This window comes from Streptomyces xylophagus (assembly GCF_000716435.1).
GTDB lineage: Bacteria > Actinomycetota > Actinomycetes > Streptomycetales > Streptomycetaceae > Streptomyces > Streptomyces xylophagus.
Genome location: NZ_JNWO01000015.1, coordinates 153821 through 169737 on the forward strand (window position 1 = coordinate 153821; position 15917 = coordinate 169737).

19 protein-coding genes are annotated in these 15917 nt (G+C 69.4%); 12 read left to right on the plus strand and 7 right to left on the minus strand.

Annotated elements, in window-relative coordinates; translation table 11 throughout:
- Positions 1-152: 152 nt before the first annotated feature.
- Both OO70_RS30275 and OO70_RS30280 read right to left on the minus strand, forming a co-directional pair.
- Entirely contained in the window at positions 153-830 is a 678-nt protein-coding gene (locus OO70_RS30275) for a potassium channel family protein (protein WP_019061074.1), read from the minus strand.
- Positions 830-1501, minus strand: coding sequence for a potassium channel family protein (locus OO70_RS30280; RefSeq protein ID WP_033283949.1), 672 nt, complete (start codon positions 1499-1501; stop codon positions 830-832). The genes OO70_RS30275 and OO70_RS30280 overlap by 1 nt, the downstream gene beginning before the upstream one ends.
- A gap of 370 nt (positions 1502-1871) precedes the next feature.
- On the opposite strand from OO70_RS30280, the gene OO70_RS30285 reads away from it, so the two are divergent.
- Together OO70_RS30285 and OO70_RS30290 are read left to right on the plus strand one after the other, a co-directional pair.
- On the plus strand, positions 1872-3923 hold the full coding sequence (locus OO70_RS30285; protein ID WP_043678058.1) for an APC family permease: 2052 nt from the start codon (positions 1872-1874) through the stop codon (positions 3921-3923).
- 141 nt (positions 3924-4064) lie between these two features.
- The gene (locus OO70_RS30290) at positions 4065-5393 is read left to right on the plus strand and encodes a class I SAM-dependent RNA methyltransferase (RefSeq protein ID WP_043678061.1); all 1329 of its coding nucleotides are present in this window, start codon (positions 4065-4067) and stop codon (positions 5391-5393) included.
- A gap of 164 nt (positions 5394-5557) precedes the next feature.
- Here the strand turns inward: OO70_RS30290 and OO70_RS30295 are convergent, their stop codons facing one another.
- Both OO70_RS30295 and OO70_RS30300 read right to left on the minus strand, forming a co-directional pair.
- Positions 5558-5830: an aldo/keto reductase gene (locus OO70_RS30295; RefSeq protein ID WP_324604882.1), complete on the minus strand. Its 273-nt coding sequence runs from the start codon at positions 5828-5830 to the stop codon at positions 5558-5560.
- Positions 5831-5997: 167 nt separating this feature from the next.
- On the minus strand, positions 5998-6600 hold the full coding sequence (locus OO70_RS30300; RefSeq protein WP_078651614.1) for a TetR-like C-terminal domain-containing protein: 603 nt from the start codon (positions 6598-6600) through the stop codon (positions 5998-6000).
- Positions 6601-6731: 131 nt separating this feature from the next.
- Here OO70_RS30300 and OO70_RS30305 point away from each other — a divergent pair, with 131 nt between their 5' ends.
- The 6 genes from OO70_RS30305 (at position 6732) to OO70_RS54775 (ending at position 11078) form a co-directional block, all read left to right on the plus strand.
- The gene (locus OO70_RS30305) at positions 6732-7802 is read left to right on the plus strand and encodes an alpha/beta hydrolase (RefSeq protein ID WP_043678065.1); all 1071 of its coding nucleotides are present in this window, start codon (positions 6732-6734) and stop codon (positions 7800-7802) included.
- Positions 7799-8761, plus strand: coding sequence for a cyclase family protein (locus OO70_RS30310; protein ID WP_199827436.1), 963 nt, complete (start codon positions 7799-7801; stop codon positions 8759-8761). Before OO70_RS30305 ends, OO70_RS30310 begins: the two co-directional genes overlap by 4 nt.
- Positions 8758-9036 (plus strand): hypothetical protein, encoded by a 279-nt coding sequence (locus tag OO70_RS30315; protein WP_158711532.1) that lies wholly within the window; start codon positions 8758-8760, stop codon positions 9034-9036. Before OO70_RS30310 ends, OO70_RS30315 begins: the two co-directional genes overlap by 4 nt.
- 231 nt (positions 9037-9267) lie before the next feature.
- Entirely contained in the window at positions 9268-10557 is a 1290-nt protein-coding gene (locus tag OO70_RS30320; RefSeq protein ID WP_043678070.1) for an amidase family protein, read from the plus strand.
- A gap of 107 nt (positions 10558-10664) precedes the next feature.
- Positions 10665-10856, plus strand: coding sequence for a class I SAM-dependent methyltransferase (locus OO70_RS51360; protein ID WP_051741739.1), 192 nt, complete (start codon positions 10665-10667; stop codon positions 10854-10856).
- A 48-nt stretch (positions 10857-10904) separates the two neighbouring features.
- The gene (locus tag OO70_RS54775; protein ID WP_158711533.1) at positions 10905-11078 is read left to right on the plus strand and encodes a hypothetical protein; all 174 of its coding nucleotides are present in this window, start codon (positions 10905-10907) and stop codon (positions 11076-11078) included.
- Between the two features lie 22 nt (positions 11079-11100).
- Here the strand turns inward: OO70_RS54775 and OO70_RS56675 are convergent, their stop codons facing one another.
- From OO70_RS56675 to OO70_RS30335, 3 genes are read right to left on the minus strand one after another with little or no spacing between them, the layout of a single operon-like run.
- Positions 11101-11226, minus strand: coding sequence for a hypothetical protein (locus OO70_RS56675; protein ID WP_267881237.1), 126 nt, complete (start codon positions 11224-11226; stop codon positions 11101-11103).
- 17 nt (positions 11227-11243) lie between these two features.
- Entirely contained in the window at positions 11244-11837 is a 594-nt protein-coding gene (locus OO70_RS30330) for a TetR/AcrR family transcriptional regulator (protein ID WP_051741741.1), read from the minus strand.
- A gap of 56 nt (positions 11838-11893) precedes the next feature.
- Positions 11894-12577: a DUF998 domain-containing protein gene (locus OO70_RS30335; RefSeq protein ID WP_078651632.1), complete on the minus strand. Its 684-nt coding sequence runs from the start codon at positions 12575-12577 to the stop codon at positions 11894-11896.
- Positions 12578-12755: 178 nt separating this feature from the next.
- Here OO70_RS30335 and OO70_RS30340 point away from each other — a divergent pair, with 178 nt between their 5' ends.
- The 4 genes from OO70_RS30340 (at position 12756) to OO70_RS30355 (ending at position 15859) form a co-directional block, all read left to right on the plus strand.
- A complete protein-coding gene (locus OO70_RS30340) occupies positions 12756-13343 on the plus strand; it encodes a hypothetical protein (protein ID WP_043678077.1) in 588 nt (195 codons plus the stop codon).
- A gap of 89 nt (positions 13344-13432) precedes the next feature.
- Positions 13433-14143, plus strand: coding sequence for an alpha/beta fold hydrolase (locus OO70_RS30345; protein ID WP_043678079.1), 711 nt, complete (start codon positions 13433-13435; stop codon positions 14141-14143).
- Between the two features lie 31 nt (positions 14144-14174).
- On the plus strand, positions 14175-14468 hold the full coding sequence (locus OO70_RS56205; RefSeq protein WP_234336974.1) for a hypothetical protein: 294 nt from the start codon (positions 14175-14177) through the stop codon (positions 14466-14468).
- Positions 14465-15859: a carotenoid oxygenase family protein gene (locus tag OO70_RS30355; RefSeq protein WP_043678083.1), complete on the plus strand. Its 1395-nt coding sequence runs from the start codon at positions 14465-14467 to the stop codon at positions 15857-15859. Before OO70_RS56205 ends, OO70_RS30355 begins: the two co-directional genes overlap by 4 nt.
- Positions 15860-15917: the final 58 nt, after the last annotated feature.

Genomic DNA, 15917 nt, shown 5'->3' on the forward strand with positions numbered 1-15917 from the left:
GTTCGTCGCGGTGAGCGTCCCTGGGGGCTCTGCCCCCAGACCCCCGGAGCCTATGCCCACCCAGCCACCCGTTTACTGGCAACTGAGAAGTGAACCTGGAAGGGCGCCCTGAGATCTCAGGGCGCCCTTCCACGTCGTAGACGTAAGGCGAATCAGCTCGCCGCGTCCTCCCGGCGTACCGACAGCAGATCCTCCAGCTGCTCCTCGCGTGCCTGAGCCGCCACGAACAGCAGCTCGTCGCCCGCCTCCAGGGAGTCCTCGCGGGACGGGGTCAGCACACGCGTGCCGCGGATGATCGTGACCAAGGACGTGTCCTCGGGCCACTCCACGTCGCCGACCTGGGTGCCGGCCAGGGCCGACTCCTCCGGCAGCGTCAGTTCCACCAGGTTCGCGTCGCCGTGGCTGAAGCGGAGGAGGCGGACCAGGTCGCCGACCGACACCGCCTCCTCGACCAGGGCCGACATCAGGCGGGGGGTGGAGACGGCCACGTCGACGCCCCAGGACTCGTTGAAGAGCCATTCGTTCTTGGGGTTGTTGACGCGGGCGACGACGCGCGGGACGCCGTACTCCGTCTTGGCGAGGAGGGAGACGACGAGGTTGACCTTGTCGTCGCCCGTCGCGGCGATCACGACGTTGCAGCGCTGCAGCGCCGCCTCGTCCAGGGACGTGATCTCGCAGGCGTCGGCCAGCAGCCACTCCGCCTGGGGGACCCGTTCGACCGAGATCGCGGTCGGGGCCTTGTCGATGAGAAGGATCTCGTGACCGTTCTCCAGGAGCTCTCCGGCGATCGAACGTCCGACCGCGCCGGCTCCGGCAATGGCGACCCTCATCAGTGACCGCCCTCCTCTTCGGGACCCTTGGCGAACGCCGCCTCGACCTTGTCGACCTCGTCCGTACGCATCATCACGTGCACGAGGTCGCCCTCCTGCAACACGGTCTGCGAAGAGGGCAGCATCGCCTCGCCGAGCCGGGTGAGGAACGCCACGCGGACGCCCGTCTCCTCCTGCAGCTTGCTGATCCGCTGGCCGACCCAGGCCGCCGAGGCGTGCACCTCGGCCAGCTGGACCCCGCCGGTGGGGTCCCGCCACAGCGGCTCCGCGCCCGAGGGCAGCAGCCGGCGCAGCATCTGGTCGGCGGTCCAGCGGACCGTGGCCACCGTGGGGATGCCCAGGCGCTGGTACACCTCGGCGCGGCGGGGGTCGTAGATTCGGGCCGCTACGTTCTCCACGCCGAACATCTCGCGGGCCACGCGCGCGGAGATGATGTTCGAGTTGTCACCGCTGGAGACGGCCGCGAACGCGCCCGCCTCCTCGATGCCCGCTTCGCGGAGGGTGTCCTGGTCGAAGCCGACCCCGGTGACCCGGCGGCCGCCGAATCCGGGGCCCAGCCTGCGGAAGGCGGTGGGGTCCTGGTCGATCACGGCGACCGTGTGCCCCTGTTGCTCCAGGGTCTGGGCGAGAGCGGAACCCACTCTGCCGCAGCCCATGATGACGATGTGCACGACCGTCCTTCCGGTGTCCTGAAATCAATGCTCAGCCCCATCAGGGTCTCAGACCGAGGCCAAAGTACACACGTCCGGTCCTTCCGGGGCACCCCTGTGCGTCACCGGCGTCCGATGCTGCGCACGCTGGCCAGGGTGAGGATTCCGAGGCCGGCCAGGGCGGCGAGGGCGCCGATCAGCTCTGCGGTCGTGGGCATGGAACCTCCAGGAGGCGGGCGGGAGCGGGGTTTTGTCATATAGACACGGAGTCGCCACTCCCGACGGAATCCGCAACTCCACTCGTCATCGATTTCACCCGTGAGGCAGATGACAGGGGTCAAGGCGGTGGCGAGTGGAGGATCGCCTGTTCGAAGGCCTACGATCCTCTGTTGTGTCCAAACTGACCGACGTGCCCAAGCGCATCCTCATCGGGCGCGCACTGCGCAGCGACCGGTTGGGCGAAACGCTCCTGCCGAAGCGCATCGCACTCCCCGTCTTCGCTTCCGACCCGCTGTCCTCCGTGGCCTACGCGCCCGGCGAGGTGCTGCTGGTCCTCTCCATCGCGGGCGTGTCGGCGTACCACTTCAGCCCCTGGATCGCGCTCGCGGTCGTCGTGCTGATGTTCACCGTGGTCGCCTCCTACCGTCAGAACGTGCACGCCTACCCGAGCGGTGGCGGCGACTACGAGGTGGCCACCACCAACCTCGGCCCCAAGGCCGGCCTCACCGTCGCCAGCGCCCTGCTCGTCGACTACGTCCTCACGGTCGCCGTCTCGATCGCCTCCGGCATCGAGAACCTCGGCTCCGCGATCCCGTTCGTGGTCGAGCACAAGGTGATCTGCGCGGTCGCGGTCGTGGTCCTCCTCACGCTGATGAACCTGCGCGGGGTGAAGGAGTCCGGCTCGCTGTTCGCGATCCCGACGTACGTCTTCGTCGCGGGCGTCTTCGTGATGATCGCGTGGGGTGCCTTCCGCGGACTCGTCCTCGGCGACACCATGCGCGCGCCGACCGCCGCCTACCACATCAAGGCCGAGCACCAGGGCCTCGCGGGCTTCGCGCTCGTCTTCCTGATGCTGCGCGCCTTCTCCTCCGGCTGTGCGGCCCTCACCGGTGTCGAGGCGATCTCGAACGGCGTCCCGGCCTTCCGCAAGCCCAAGTCGAAGAACGCGGCGACCACCCTCGCCGCGATGGGCATCCTGGCCGTCACCATGTTCTGCGGGATCATCGCGCTGGCCATGACGACCAAGGTCCGGATGGCCGAGAATCCCGCCACCGACCTCCTCCACAACGGCGTCGCGATCGGCTCCGGCTATGTCCAGAACCCGGTGATCTCCCAGGTCGCCGAGGCCGTGTTCGGCAAGGGCAGCTTCCTGTTCGTCGTGCTCGCCGCGGCCACCGCGCTGGTCCTGTTCCTGGCCGCCAACACGGCGTACAACGGCTTCCCCCTCCTCGGCTCGATCCTCGCCCAGGACCGCTACCTCCCGCGCCAGCTGCACACCCGGGGCGACCGCCTGGCCTTCTCCAACGGCATCGTCCTGCTCGCCGGCACGGCCACGCTGCTGATAGCGATCTACGGCGCCGACTCGACCCGGCTGATCCAGCTGTACATCGTGGGCGTGTTCGTGTCGTTCACCCTCAGCCAGACCGGCATGGTCCGGCACTGGAACCGCCACCTGGCCACCGAGAAGGACCCGGCCAAGCGCCGCCACATGGTCCGCTCCCGGGCCATCAACACGTTCGGCGCCTTCTTCACCGGCCTGGTGCTGGTCGTCGTCCTCGTCACGAAGTTCACGCACGGCGCCTGGGTGGCGCTGCTCGGCATGTGCATCTTCTACGCGACGATGACGGCGATCCGTAAGCACTACGACCGGGTCGCCGAGGAGATCGCCGCCCCCGAGGGCCCGAGCGACGACAGCCTCCGCCCGTCCCGCGTCCACTCGGTCGTCCTGATCTCCAAGATCCACCGCCCGGCGCTGCGGGCCCTGGCCTACGCCAAGCTGATGCGCTCGGACACCCTGGAGGCGCTCAGCGTCAACGTGGACCCGGCGGAGACCAAGGCGTTGCGCGAGGAGTGGGAGCGGCGCGGCATCGACGTACCGCTGAAGGTCCTCGACTCGCCGTACCGGGAGATCACCCGGCCGATCATCGAGTACGTGAAGGGGCTGCGGAAGGAGTCGCCGCGGGACGCGGTGTCCGTGATCATCCCCGAGTACGTGGTCGGCCACTGGTACGAGCACCTTCTCCACAACCAGAGCGCGCTCCGGCTCAAGGGCCGGCTGCTGTTCACGCCGGGCGTGATGGTGACGTCGGTGCCGTATCAGCTGGAGTCCTCCGAGGCGGCGAAGAACCGGGCGCGGAAGCGGAGCGAGTGGAGTGCGCCGGGTGCGGTGCGGCGGGGGCCTGCGGAAGAGCGGCACACCGAATCTCCGAAGTCCAAGCTGTAGCCGGGACCGGCTGGGATCAGCTGGGACGGCTTTGTGGTGAGCGGTCGGGCGGGGTCCACGTAGACTGGTGGGCTGTTGTCCGGCCGTTGCCCTTCGCGTGCCCTTTCGCTCGCCCCCTTTCGCATCTGGAGTCACCCCGCCATGCAGGCAGAACCGAAGAAATCGCTGGTGGGGGAGGAGTACGAGGTCGAGGTGGGCCCCGTCGCCCATGGCGGGCACTGCATCGCCCGTACGTCCGAGGGCCAGGTGCTGTTCGTCCGGCACGCGCTGCCCGGTGAGCGTGTCGTCGCGCGGGTCACCGACGGAGAGGAGGGCGCGCGGTTCCTGCGTGCCGATGCGGTGACGATCCTGGAGGAGTCCAAGGATCGCGTCGAGGCGCCCTGTCCCTACGCCGGCCCCGGTCGCTGCGGCGGCTGCGACTGGCAGCACGCCAAGCCCGGCGCCCAGCGTCGTCTCAAGGGCGAGGTCGTCGCCGAGCAGTTGCAGCGGCTCGCGGGCCTCACGCCCGAGGAGGCCGGCTGGGACGGCACAGTGATGCCGGCCGAGGGCGACAAGCTGCCCGCGGGGCAGGTACCGCAGTGGCGCACGCGCGTGCAGTACGCGGTGGACGTCGACGGCAACGCCGGTCTGCGCAAGCACCGTTCGCACGAGGTCGAGCCGGTCGAGCACTGCATGATCGCGGCGCCGGGCGTCAGCGAGCTGGGCATCGAGGAGCGCGACTGGTCCGGCATGGCGTCGGTCGAGGCGATCGCGGCGACGGGTTCCCAGGACCGCATGGTCATCCTGGAACCGCGCCCCGGCGCCCGCCTGCCCCTGGTCGAGCTGGACCGCCCGGTGTCCGTCATGCGCGTCGAGGAGCACGACGGCGGCATCCACCGCGTCCACGGCCGCGCGTTCGTGCGCGAGCGGGCCGACGGTCGTACGTACCGGGTCGGCAGCGGCGGCTTCTGGCAGGTCCACCCGATGGCCGCCGACACCCTCGTCAAGGCCGTCATGCAGGGCCTGCTCCCGCGCAAGGGCGACATGGCCCTCGACCTGTACTGCGGCGTCGGCCTCTTCGCGGGCGCGCTCGCCGACCGCCTCGGCGACAAGGGCGCGGTCCTCGGCATCGAGTCCGGCAAGCGCGCGGTCGAGGACGCGCGGCACAATCTCGCCGGGTTCGAGCGGGTGCGGATCGAGCAGGGCAAGGTCGAGAGTGTGCTTCCGCGCACCGGGATCAGTGAGGTCGACCTGATCGTCCTTGATCCGCCGCGGGCCGGGGCCGGCAAGAAGACCGTGGAGCACCTGTCGTCGCTGGGGGCGCGGAAGATCGCGTACGTGGCCTGCGATCCGGCTGCGCTGGCGCGGGACTTGGCGTACTTCCGGGACGGGGGGTATCGGGTGCGGACGCTTCGGGCGTTCGATCTGTTTCCTATGACTCATCATGTGGAGTGCGTGGCGATTCTGGAGCCGGTGGCGAAGAGCGCCTGACCTGCGGTTTTGTGCGTCCACATTGTGTGCGGTGTGGGCGTTGCGGGCGATGTCCTGATTGCTGAAATGACGCTCGTGACGCGGTGGCGTCACAGGTGCCGCCGTGGGCGAGGCCGGTCTCGTGGGAGCGCTCGCCGCCATCGGGATGATCGCCTTCCGCGGAGTCAGAAGAAGGTGGGCCGGCGCGTGACGTAGGGCTCTTCGAGGGAGTCGATCTCCTCGGCGGTGAGCTCGATGTCGAGCGCGGCGACGGCGTTGGCGAGGTGATGCGGCTTGGTCGCGCCCACGATCGGGGCGGAGACTACCGGGTTCTTCAGCACCCAGGCCATGGCGATCTGCGCCATGGACACGCCGCGGGCCGAGGCGATGCGTTGGACGGCCTCGACGATGGCCCGGTCGCTGTGGAGGAAGATCGGCCGGTCCTGCTGGACCACCACACCGTCACCGATACGGCCACCCACCCCACAGCCCGGACCCACCGACTAACAGACCATTGCTCCACCGGTCCTGGTGAGCGAAGACCATCGAGCACGCCCGGACGCCCCGGCCTCGGAGTCGTGCGCCCTACCGGGGCTGTCGTGGCTCCGGCCTTGTCGTGCCGCACCTATCCGGCCAACCCGCGCAGGAGCGTGTCGACCACCCGCTCGATCCAGTCCTCCTCGATGGGTTGCCGGATGAGCAGTGCCCTGAAGTGCAGTGGTGCGACGAGCAGTTCGAGGGCGAGCTGGTGATCGGTGTCGGCTGGCAGCTCGTGGCGGTCGATGGCGCGGTCGACGATGACTCGGGTGACGTCGTAGCGGGTCTGCCAGAACTGGGCGCGGTTCTCGGCCAGTTGGGAATCTTCCTCGACCGACGCCATCGCATGGGCCAGTGCGGCGCCCAGCGGGGTGTTCAGGTAGGCCGCGATCAGTCGGGCCAGCGCGATCATGTCGTCGCGGAGGTTTCCGGTGTCGGGGACCGGTAGTTGTTCCTGGCTGTAGGTCAGCAGTGCGTCCAGGGTCAGGTTCTGCAGCGTGCCCCAGCGCCGCTGGATCGAGGTGGCGTGGACGCCCGACCGGCGGGCGATCTCACTCACCGTCAAACCGCTCGCGCCGTTCTCGGCGAGCGCTTCCAGGGTCGACCGCAGGACATCGGCGCGGACCCGCGCGGACCGGCCGCCCGGACGGCGGGACGCCTCTGCCTGGTCGCTCATCTCGTTCTTGCTCACCGCACCACGTTAACGCACGGATCTTGCGTTTGTGGCCGGGCGGGCGTAGCGTCCACTAATGCAAGATATCTGCGTTAGTGACTGTGCCGCAGAAGGATGACTGTGTCGCAGTAGGAACGGAAGGAGCCGTCATGCCCTATCAATGGCCGCTGGACGCGTCGGAGCTGTTCGGCGAGCGGTATCCGCAGATGGTCAACACCGGACTGCCGGCGGCCGACGTCGACGCCGTGCGTGCCGCGGTCACCGAGATGTGGGTGGACGCTCCGGGCGGCTGGGTCCATGAGTGGTCGAAGCTGGCCGCGGCCTACGCCGACGCGGGAGCCCATGAGCAGGCGGCGCTGGCCTATGGATGGGCGAAGTTCCCGACCCTGGCCGACGAGAGCAAGCGCGTCGCGCTCGCCAAGCAGCTTGAGCAGTACCGGCTCGCCGCTCCCGGCTTCGGGGTGCGGTTCGAGCGGTACGTGCTGGAACTGCCGTACCGAGGAAACACGACCAGTGTCCCGGTCCATCTGCTCGCGCCCTTCGACCTTCCCGCCGACCGGCCGGTGGTGCTCGCCAGCGGGGGAGTGGACAGCTGGAAGATGGATGTGCACGGGCTGATGGTGCTCCTCGCCACCCATCTACGTGCCCGGGTGCTGGTGTTCGACATCGCGGGAACCGGCGAATCCACGGTGCCGATGACCGGTGGCGGCGGCGCGGAGATGGTCACCGGGCTGATCGAGCACGCCCGGTCGCTGGGCAACGGCGTGGTGGCGCACGTGGGCATCTCGATGGGCGGGTACTTCTCGGCCCGATCGGGTCTCGGCGGTGAGGCCGACGCCGCCGTGGTGCTGGGCGGGCCGGTCGAAATGGCGTTCACCGAAGAGCGGACGTACGCCTTCGGGATGGACGGGATCGTCGGCAACGCGATGGGCTTCGACGCACCGCCCACCATCGGGCAACTGGCCGTACACAGGGCGGAGTTCTCCCTGCGCCCGCTGCTCGACCAGGACCGCAACAGCCCCATGCTGGTGGTCAACGGCGCCGACGACGTCCATGTGCCCCAGCACGACACCCTGGTGTTCGAGGGTCGCCGCGACACCGTCGTGAACCTCGTCCCCGACACGGGGCACTGCGCGGTCAGCAAGCTGCCCGAAGTGTTTCCGACGATCATCGGCTGGCTGGACCGTACCTTGACCGCCACCTCGGAGGCGGACCGGTGAGCTCGGTGGGTTCGACGGGCGTCCTCGACGAGTACATCGCCCGGTTGAGCCGCTGGGGTCGCTGGGGCGAGGACGACCAGCTCGGCGCGCTGAACCTCGTCGGCGCCGAACAGGTGCGCGCCGCCGCCGAGTTGGTCCGCGACGGCAAGGTCGTCTCCCTGACGCTGCCCTACGACCAGAACGGGCCGCAGCCCGGCGGACTGCGCACCAACCCCCAGCTGATCACCACCGCGACCGGCACCGACCACCTCGCCGGAGCCCAGGACGAGGTGCTGTCCGCCCTCGGGCCCGTCGGCGGATTCGGCTTCTCCGACGACCTGGTCGTCATGGGCACCCAGTGCGGCACTCAGTGGGACGCGCTCTCGCACATCTTCTACAGGGGCCGGATGTGGAACGGCTACAGCGCGGCCGAGCACACCTCGCGCGGCGCGGCACGCAACGGCATCCAGCACTGGAGCGACCGTCTGGTACTGCGCGGCGTGCTGGTGGACCTGCCCGCCCACTTCGGCGTCGGCAGTCTGGATCCGGGCTACCCGATCACCGTCGACGATCTCGAACAGGCGCTCTCGGCACAGGGCTCCGCCGTGCGCCCGGGGGACGCCCTGCTGGTCCGCACCGGGCAGTTGACCGCACGGCGCGGAAAGTGGGGTGACTACGCGGGCGGACCGGCACCGGGACTGTCCTTGCACACGGCGCCCTGGCTGTACGAACGGGAGATCGCCGCCGTCGCGACCGACACCTGGGGTGTGGAGGTGCGCCCGAACGAGATCGACGCCCTGCAACCGCTGCATCTGGTCGCCCTCGTCCACATGGGTCTGGCCTTCGGTGAGATCTTCGACCTCGACGCCCTGGCAGCCGACTGCGCAGCCGACCACCGCTACGAGTTCATGCTCGCCGCCACACCGCTGCCGATCACCGGCGCGGTCGGATCCCCGGTCTCGGCGGTGGCGATCAAATGAGGCACACGAGGACGCCCGAGACCCGACCGATCCCCTTGTGGGAGCCCGAGGGAATTTGGGCGTCGATCTGGCAGTTCTTCCACGTCCGGGCCGACGGTGACCCGACCCCCGTACTCGCCGATCGCGCCATGCCCGGTGCCTGCCGGTTCCCGCACACCCGCCTCAACTACGTCGAGCACGCCCTCCCCGCCGACCGTCCCTGCGACGCGCCGGTACTGGTCGCGTACGACGAATCACAGCACGAGCCGACACGCGCACCTGGCGCATCCGCCTGATCCCGGCCGGACAACTCGGGGCCACGCTAAGGGTGTTCTCCTCCATGATCCTGGCTCCGGCGCCGCTGGCCGGAGTCATCCTGGCCACCGCGGGCGGCAGTTGGGACCCCCGGACCATCCTGGCTGTCGTAGCCGGCGTCAGTCTTGTGGTGGCATCCGTGTCCCTGGGGGTGTTCCGACGCCAGGTGCGATCCCAGGCCGCGGCCGCGGCAGCGCGCTTAACATCGGGCCATGGATATGGTTTTCGGTCGTGATCTCGTCTCTGAAACCGGGGCACACGCGGACGTGGCCCAAAACGTCCGGACCTCCCTGAAGAGAATCGCCGAAACGGACACCGCCGTCGAGGCTTTCGAAGACGAACCCGACAGGGAATCACGGCTGGCCCGGACATCCACGGAGAGTTCCGGGCCGCTGCGCGGGGCCACCCTGGGCGTCAAGGACATATTCGCCGTGGAAAACCTGCCCACCAGGGGCGGTTCGGCACTCGACCCGGGTGAGTTCGCGGGCCCCGAGGCATCGGCGGTGACGCTGCTGCGGCGGGCCGGCGCGACTGTCATCGGCAAGACGAAGACCGCGGAATTCGCCTGCGTGCATCCGCCGACGACCCACAATCCGCACGACCTGCGGCACACACCGGGCGGTTCCAGCAGCGGGTCCGCGGCAGCCGTGGCGACCGGGGCCGTAGCCCTGGCGGTGGGTACGCAGACCATCGGTTCGGTGATACGGCCGGCGTCCTACTGCGGTGTGGCGGGTTTCAAGACGACCCAGGGCAGCGTCTCTTTGGACGGTGTCATTCCCTGCGCCCAGAGTTACGACTCGTTCGGGCTCTTCGCCACCTCCGTTTCCGGTCTGGTGCTCGGTGCTTCGGTGTTCTTCGAGGAAGAGCAGTCGATGGGTAGGAAGCCGGTCGTCGCCGTGCCCGCGCGTGAATACCTGGCGCTTGCCACCGAAACGACGAACGAGGTTTTCGGTACCGCGGTGCGTGAACTCGCCGAGTCCGGCCTCGACTTCGTGCACACGGACCTGGCGGCCGATGTGGCCGTCCTCACCAGGACCCAGTCGGTCATTTTTGATTGCGAGTTCGCCCGGGCCCACGAGGACCGCTTTCGTCGGCACGCCCACGTTCTCGGCGCGGGGACCGTGGCGGCGATCCAGCGGGGCCTCGCCATTTCGGAGCGCGACTACGCGGCCGCCGTCGGTCAACTGGCCGAGCAGCGCGCCGCCTTCGACACCAGGATGGACCAGGAGGGCATCGACCTCGTCGTGGCGCCGGCCGCGACCGATGTGGCGCCGCTCGGCCTTTCGTCCACCGGCAGTCCGGTGATGAGTCTGCCCTGGAGCCATCTCGGCCTGCCTTGCGTGACGTTCCCCTTGCCGCGAGGCGCGGGGGAGTTGCCCCTCGGACTTCAGCTCGTGGGGCGTCGTCATGCGGACCTGCGGTTGCTCGGGTGGGCGGGCGAAGTCGCGGCCACAATCGCCGAGTTGACGGATCGTCAGCCTGGCAGCAGCCCCCGACTCTGAGCCTCGTGAGGCCGTACCCGCTGAGTTCGGGGAAGAGCCGTGCGGACCCGTCACCGACGAGCAGTTCGCGACGAGATTGGTTCCGTGAGGCGGAGCTCGTCCGATCCGTGCTGTACGCGATCGATCTCGGCGACGACGTTCTCGAACTCGCCCCCGGTACGGGCACATGGAGCGCACCCCTCGCCCCGCGCACCCGGAACCTCCTGCTGGTCGACGGGTCCGCCGAGATACTCGCGCACAATCCGGTGGCCAAGGAGGAAAAGGTCCGGACGGAGATCGCGGATCTGTTCACCTGGTAGACCGAGGAGCGGTTCGACACGATCGTCTTCACGTTCTGGGTCTCGGATGTGCCGCGCGAACGGCTCCGTCCTTTCTTCCGTTCGCTCGGGGGCCGGCTATGGCCCGGCGGCGGCCTGTTCTTCGTCGACGAGCTCGTCTCCGCTGCCGACGCCGCCGGCATCGACCTCGAAGTGCGGGAGAGCGAGACGTACTTCCAGTACGGCACCGGTCGTAGGCGCTGAGCGGCGGGTTCCGGGGGAGTGGTCAGCCGACTCCGATCGTCGCCGTTCTCGGTTCGGTGAAGAACTCGATCGCGTCATCGGCGCCCTCCGCCGGGCCCACCTGGGACTCCTTGGTCCCGATGTACGGCATGTGCGGCACGTACGGCATGTGCGGAAACGCGCCGACTACCCCTGCTCGCCCGACGGCCTGGGCCAGCTGTCGAGAAGCTGGTCGTCGGTCATGGCCGACGTGTGCGCCGCCGCCGGCTGCTCCAGCCCGAAGCCCACCATCAGGACCTCCGCGTACCGGCGCCAGGCGTCCGGCGCGACATCGTTCGTGCGGTCCGCGACCGCGCCGATCATGTACAGAAAGGCGTACACGTCGGCGCTGGCGAAGTCCTTGCGGACCGCGCCCGCTGCCACCGCCCGTTCCGCGAGGCCGTCCACGAGGCGGCCGAGCTGGTCGCGGGTCCGGGCGATCGGGCCGGTGTCGACGCTGGCGTTGGCCATGATGACCTCCAGCGCCCGGTCCTCGGCCCGCCACTGTGCCGCCGCCAGCAGGTAGTGCCGTAGCGCCTGGGCCGGGTCCTCGAGCGCGGCGGACCTGGCCGCCAGGTCGAGGAAGATGGTGAACCGCTCGGTGAACAAGGCGTCCACCAGGGCTTGGAGGTCGGGGAAGCGGCGGTAGACCGTGCCGACGCCGAGGCCCGCCTCGCGTGCGATCTCGTTGAGGGGGACCGTGGCCCCCCGCCGGGCGAACAGGCGGTCGGCCGTCGTCATTATCAGGCGGCGGTTTCGTTCCGCGTCCGCGCGCAGCGGGCGTTGCGTATCGGGGCTCACGCCGGGACATTCTCCAGCATCCTCGCCTCGGTGGCGCGGCGCGTCTGCCTGACCAGGAGGGACACGCCCGTCACGACGCTCCACAGCAGCCATGAGTAGACACCGCCCCGCTCGAAGATGCCGGCCGTGCTCGTCGAGGCACCCACGAACGCCTCGCTGAGGAGGCCCAGGGCACCGACCGCGATGCTGAACACGCGGTACGCGCCCGGCAGTTGGAGGCTCTTCAGCGAGCCCGCCATGATCACGATCGTGTTCGCGCACAGGATCGCGATCGACGCGCCCGCGACGTGCAGCGCCAGGCTGTAGCCCGGGCCGTCCGGGGAGCCGTGGAACAGGCCGACCAGCAGGAAGCCCACCGCGTGCGCGCCCGCGAGGGCGATGACGACGCGGCGCGCGCGGCCCGTGAGCAGGGTGGCCGCCAGCAGGATCACACCGGTCGCGAACAGGACGCCCTGGACGATGAACGACGTGTTCATCAGCGCGTGATCCGGCGAGCAGATCGTGCGGCCCTGGTAGTGCGTACCGCAGTCGGGGACGCCCAGGTCGCTGATGTAGTTCGTGGCGTAGCTGTAGGCCGGGCGGCTCCAGGCGGCCGCGGCGACCGCCTCGGACACCACCCACTGCATCGCGTTCAGCACCAGGACGGCCGCTCCCAGCGGAAGCCAGATCTTGCGTGACATCGGAACTCCCATCACGACTCCTCTCGACAGGTCATGCTCACCACCCTACATTAAGTGGATAGATCTATCCGGTTAGAGATCCATGGACGTGTGGCGAGCGTCACATTGTGAGGTCCGAACTTCGCGGGCCGCCGTGCATCTAGTCGGCGTCCATTCCAATCCACCGAGGAAACACTCAATGTTGGCTTATCTGCCCGGATTCGCCCCCTGGATCGTCGCCGGCGTCCTCTCGTCCTTCGACTGGCGCTGGGGCGCGCTAGGCGGTCTCGTCACGGGGCTGCTGATGATGCTGAACGACCGCCGGCGCGGGGTCGGCTTCGACGCCCTGGTCCTGGAGATCAGCACCCTCGCGTACTTCGTCGTGATCGGTGCCGTCGCCGTCGCCAGGCCGGACTCCTCGCTGTCCGGTCACACCGACGTCATCTCCTTCGTCTGGCTGGCCGCCACCGCATGGGGGAGCCTGGTGGTCTGGAGCCCCTTCACGCTGGGGATCGCCAAACGGCAGACCCCCCGCGAGTACTGGGACACGCCGGGGTTTCTCCAGGTCAACAACTACATCACCAGTGCCTGGGGAGCCGGCTTCACGTTCATCGCCGTGAGCCTGGCCCTCTCCAACGCGGTGGACGCCCCGGCGTGGGTGGGCATCACCGCCCATGTCGTCGGCCTCGTCGCCCCCGCCGTCTTCACCAAGGTCTATCCCGCTCGGGTCCAGGCGCGCCTCATGGCCCTGGCCGAGGCCCAGCCGCCGGTGCGGGCCGTCCCGTAACCGGCAGGACGGCCAACTGCCGCCTCTGTAACGCGACTTCCACGACCTCTCAGTTCCGAGCACACACCCCACGAAGGAGTTGGCACATCGTGAGCACCACACAGGAAACCGGCACGGCAAGGAACGTCGTTCTCGTCCACGGCGGCTTCGTCGACGGATCGGGCTGGCGGGGCGTCTACGACGCGCTCCGCGCCGACGGCTATCACGTGAGCGTCGTACAGAACCCCACGCTGTCCCTCGAGGACGACGTGGCCACCACGAAACGGGTCCTCGACGCCCAGGACGGCCCGACCGTACTCGTCGGACACTCCTACGGCGGCGCGGTGATCTCCGAGGCCGGCACCCACGAGAACGTGTCGGCGCTCGTGTACATCGCGGCTTTCGCGCCGGACAAGGGCGAGTCCGTCAACACCCTCATCGCCGACCCGCCGCCCGGCGCGCCGGTGCCCCCGATCCTGCCGCCCGTCGACGGCTTCCTCTTCCTCGACAGGGAGAAGTTCGCCGCGTCCTTCGCCGGTGATCTGCCCGCCGCCGACGCCCAGTTCCTCGCCGACTCCCAAGTGCCCTGGGGAGTGGAGGCGTTGGCGGGCGCGGTCACCGAGCCCGCATGGCAGACCAGGCCGAGCTTCTACCTCGTCGCCGCCGACGACCGCATGATTCCGCCGCCCGCCCAGCGCGCCATGGCCGAACGGGCGGGCGCGACCGTCACCGAGACCGGCGGCAGCCACGCCGTGTACGTCTCCAAGCCGGCCGAGGTCGCCGCGTTCATCAAGCAGGCGGCGTCGGGCGCCTCTGCGTGAGGTCCCTCCGCAGGTAGGTGTGGCGGCCGCGGTGCTCAGCACGGCCGCCGCGACCGCGACGGCGGACCCGCCCTGCCGGTGTTCGCCGTCGCGGGCAACTCTCGCCCGGACCAAGGCGGTTCGGGTGTACGGCGGCTTCGCCGGCGCTTCCCACGCTTCCGACGCGTCCGACCGGAACGTCGTGATCACCCACGCCGGACCCGCACTCCAGACCCGTACTCCGTACTCCGCACTCCGCAAGGGCGGCCACGCCGTCCCCCCTCGCCCCCTCGCCCCCCCGGAACCCCGCAGGCTCCGCGCCGGGCTCGACAAGGAAGCAGCATGACGAACGAGACGACTGTTCCCCTGTATCTCCAGGGCCGCTTCGCCCCGGTCCCCGAGGAGTACACCGCCGCCGAACTCACCGTCCGGGGCACCCTGCCGCCCGAACTGGACGGCCGCTATCTACGCAACGGCCCCAACCCGTTGCCCGGCGAGGACAGGGGCCACTGGTTCACCGGCCCCGGCATGCTCCACGGCATACGGCTGCGCGACGGCCGCGCCGAGTGGTACCGCAACAGGTGGGTCCGCACAAGGGAGTTGGAGGGGCATCCCTTCGTCCGTGAGGACTTCAGCATCGACCTGGCCGCGACGCCCGCCAACACCCACGTCATCCGGCACGCCGACGCCGTCCTCGCCCTGTGCGAGGTGGGCCTTCCCTACTGGGTCACACCGGAGTTGGAGACCGTCGGGCCGTACGACTTCGGCGGGAAACTCACCACCGCGATGACCGCGCATCCCAAGGAGGACCCGGTCACCGGTGAACTGCACCTGTTCGGGACCGGGTTCGCGCCGCCGTACCTCACCTACCACCGGGTGACCCCGGAGGGCGTGCTGCTCGACAGCCGGCCGATCGACGTGCCGGGGCCGACGATGATGCACGACTTCGCGATCACCGAGCACCACATCGTGTGGCTGGACCTGCCCGTCGTCTTCGACCCCGCGCTGGCCGGGCGCGGCGGTATGCCGTACCAGTGGGCCGACGCGTACGGCGCGCGGATCGGGATCATGTCCCGTGAACCCGGCTCCACCGATGTGCGCTGGCTCGACGTCGATCCCTGTTACGTCTTCCATGTGGGCAACGCCTATGAGGACGCGCAGGGGCGTGTGGTGCTGGACGCGGTGCGCTACGACGACGCCGGTTTCCGGAAGGTCTGGGGCGATATCGGCGGACCCACCGGTCCGAGCGTGCCCGGTGTCCCGAGCGGTCAGGTCGGGGTGCGGGAGCCGGGGCACACCCAGGCGCCCTCCGTGCTGTACCGCTGGATCCTGGACCCGGTGGCCGGCCGGGTCTTCGAGTCCCAACTGGACGACCGTGAGGCCGAGTTCCCCACCCACAACGAGACCCTCACCGGGCGCCCGAACCGCTATCTCTACACGGTCAACGGCGACGGCATCGCCAAGCACGACCTCGCGCGCCAGACCGATGACGTCCACAAGACGCCCGGCAACCGCTACTCCGGCGAGGCGGTCTTCGTACCGGCGGTGGACGGCACGAACGAGGACGAGGGCTGGCTCCTGTCGCTCGTCTCGGACGACGCCGGCGCGGCGGGTGAACTGCTCGTCCTCGACGCCTCGGACCTCTCCGTGCAGGCGGTCGTGGAGCTGCCGTATCCGGTTCCGTCCGGTTTCCACGGGAGTTGGCTGCCCGAGGCCGGCACCCGGTCCGAAGACTGAGGAACGCCCTTGCCGGGGAGCCGCCCCCGCGTATCTTCCTCGGCAAGGGCCCTCGAAC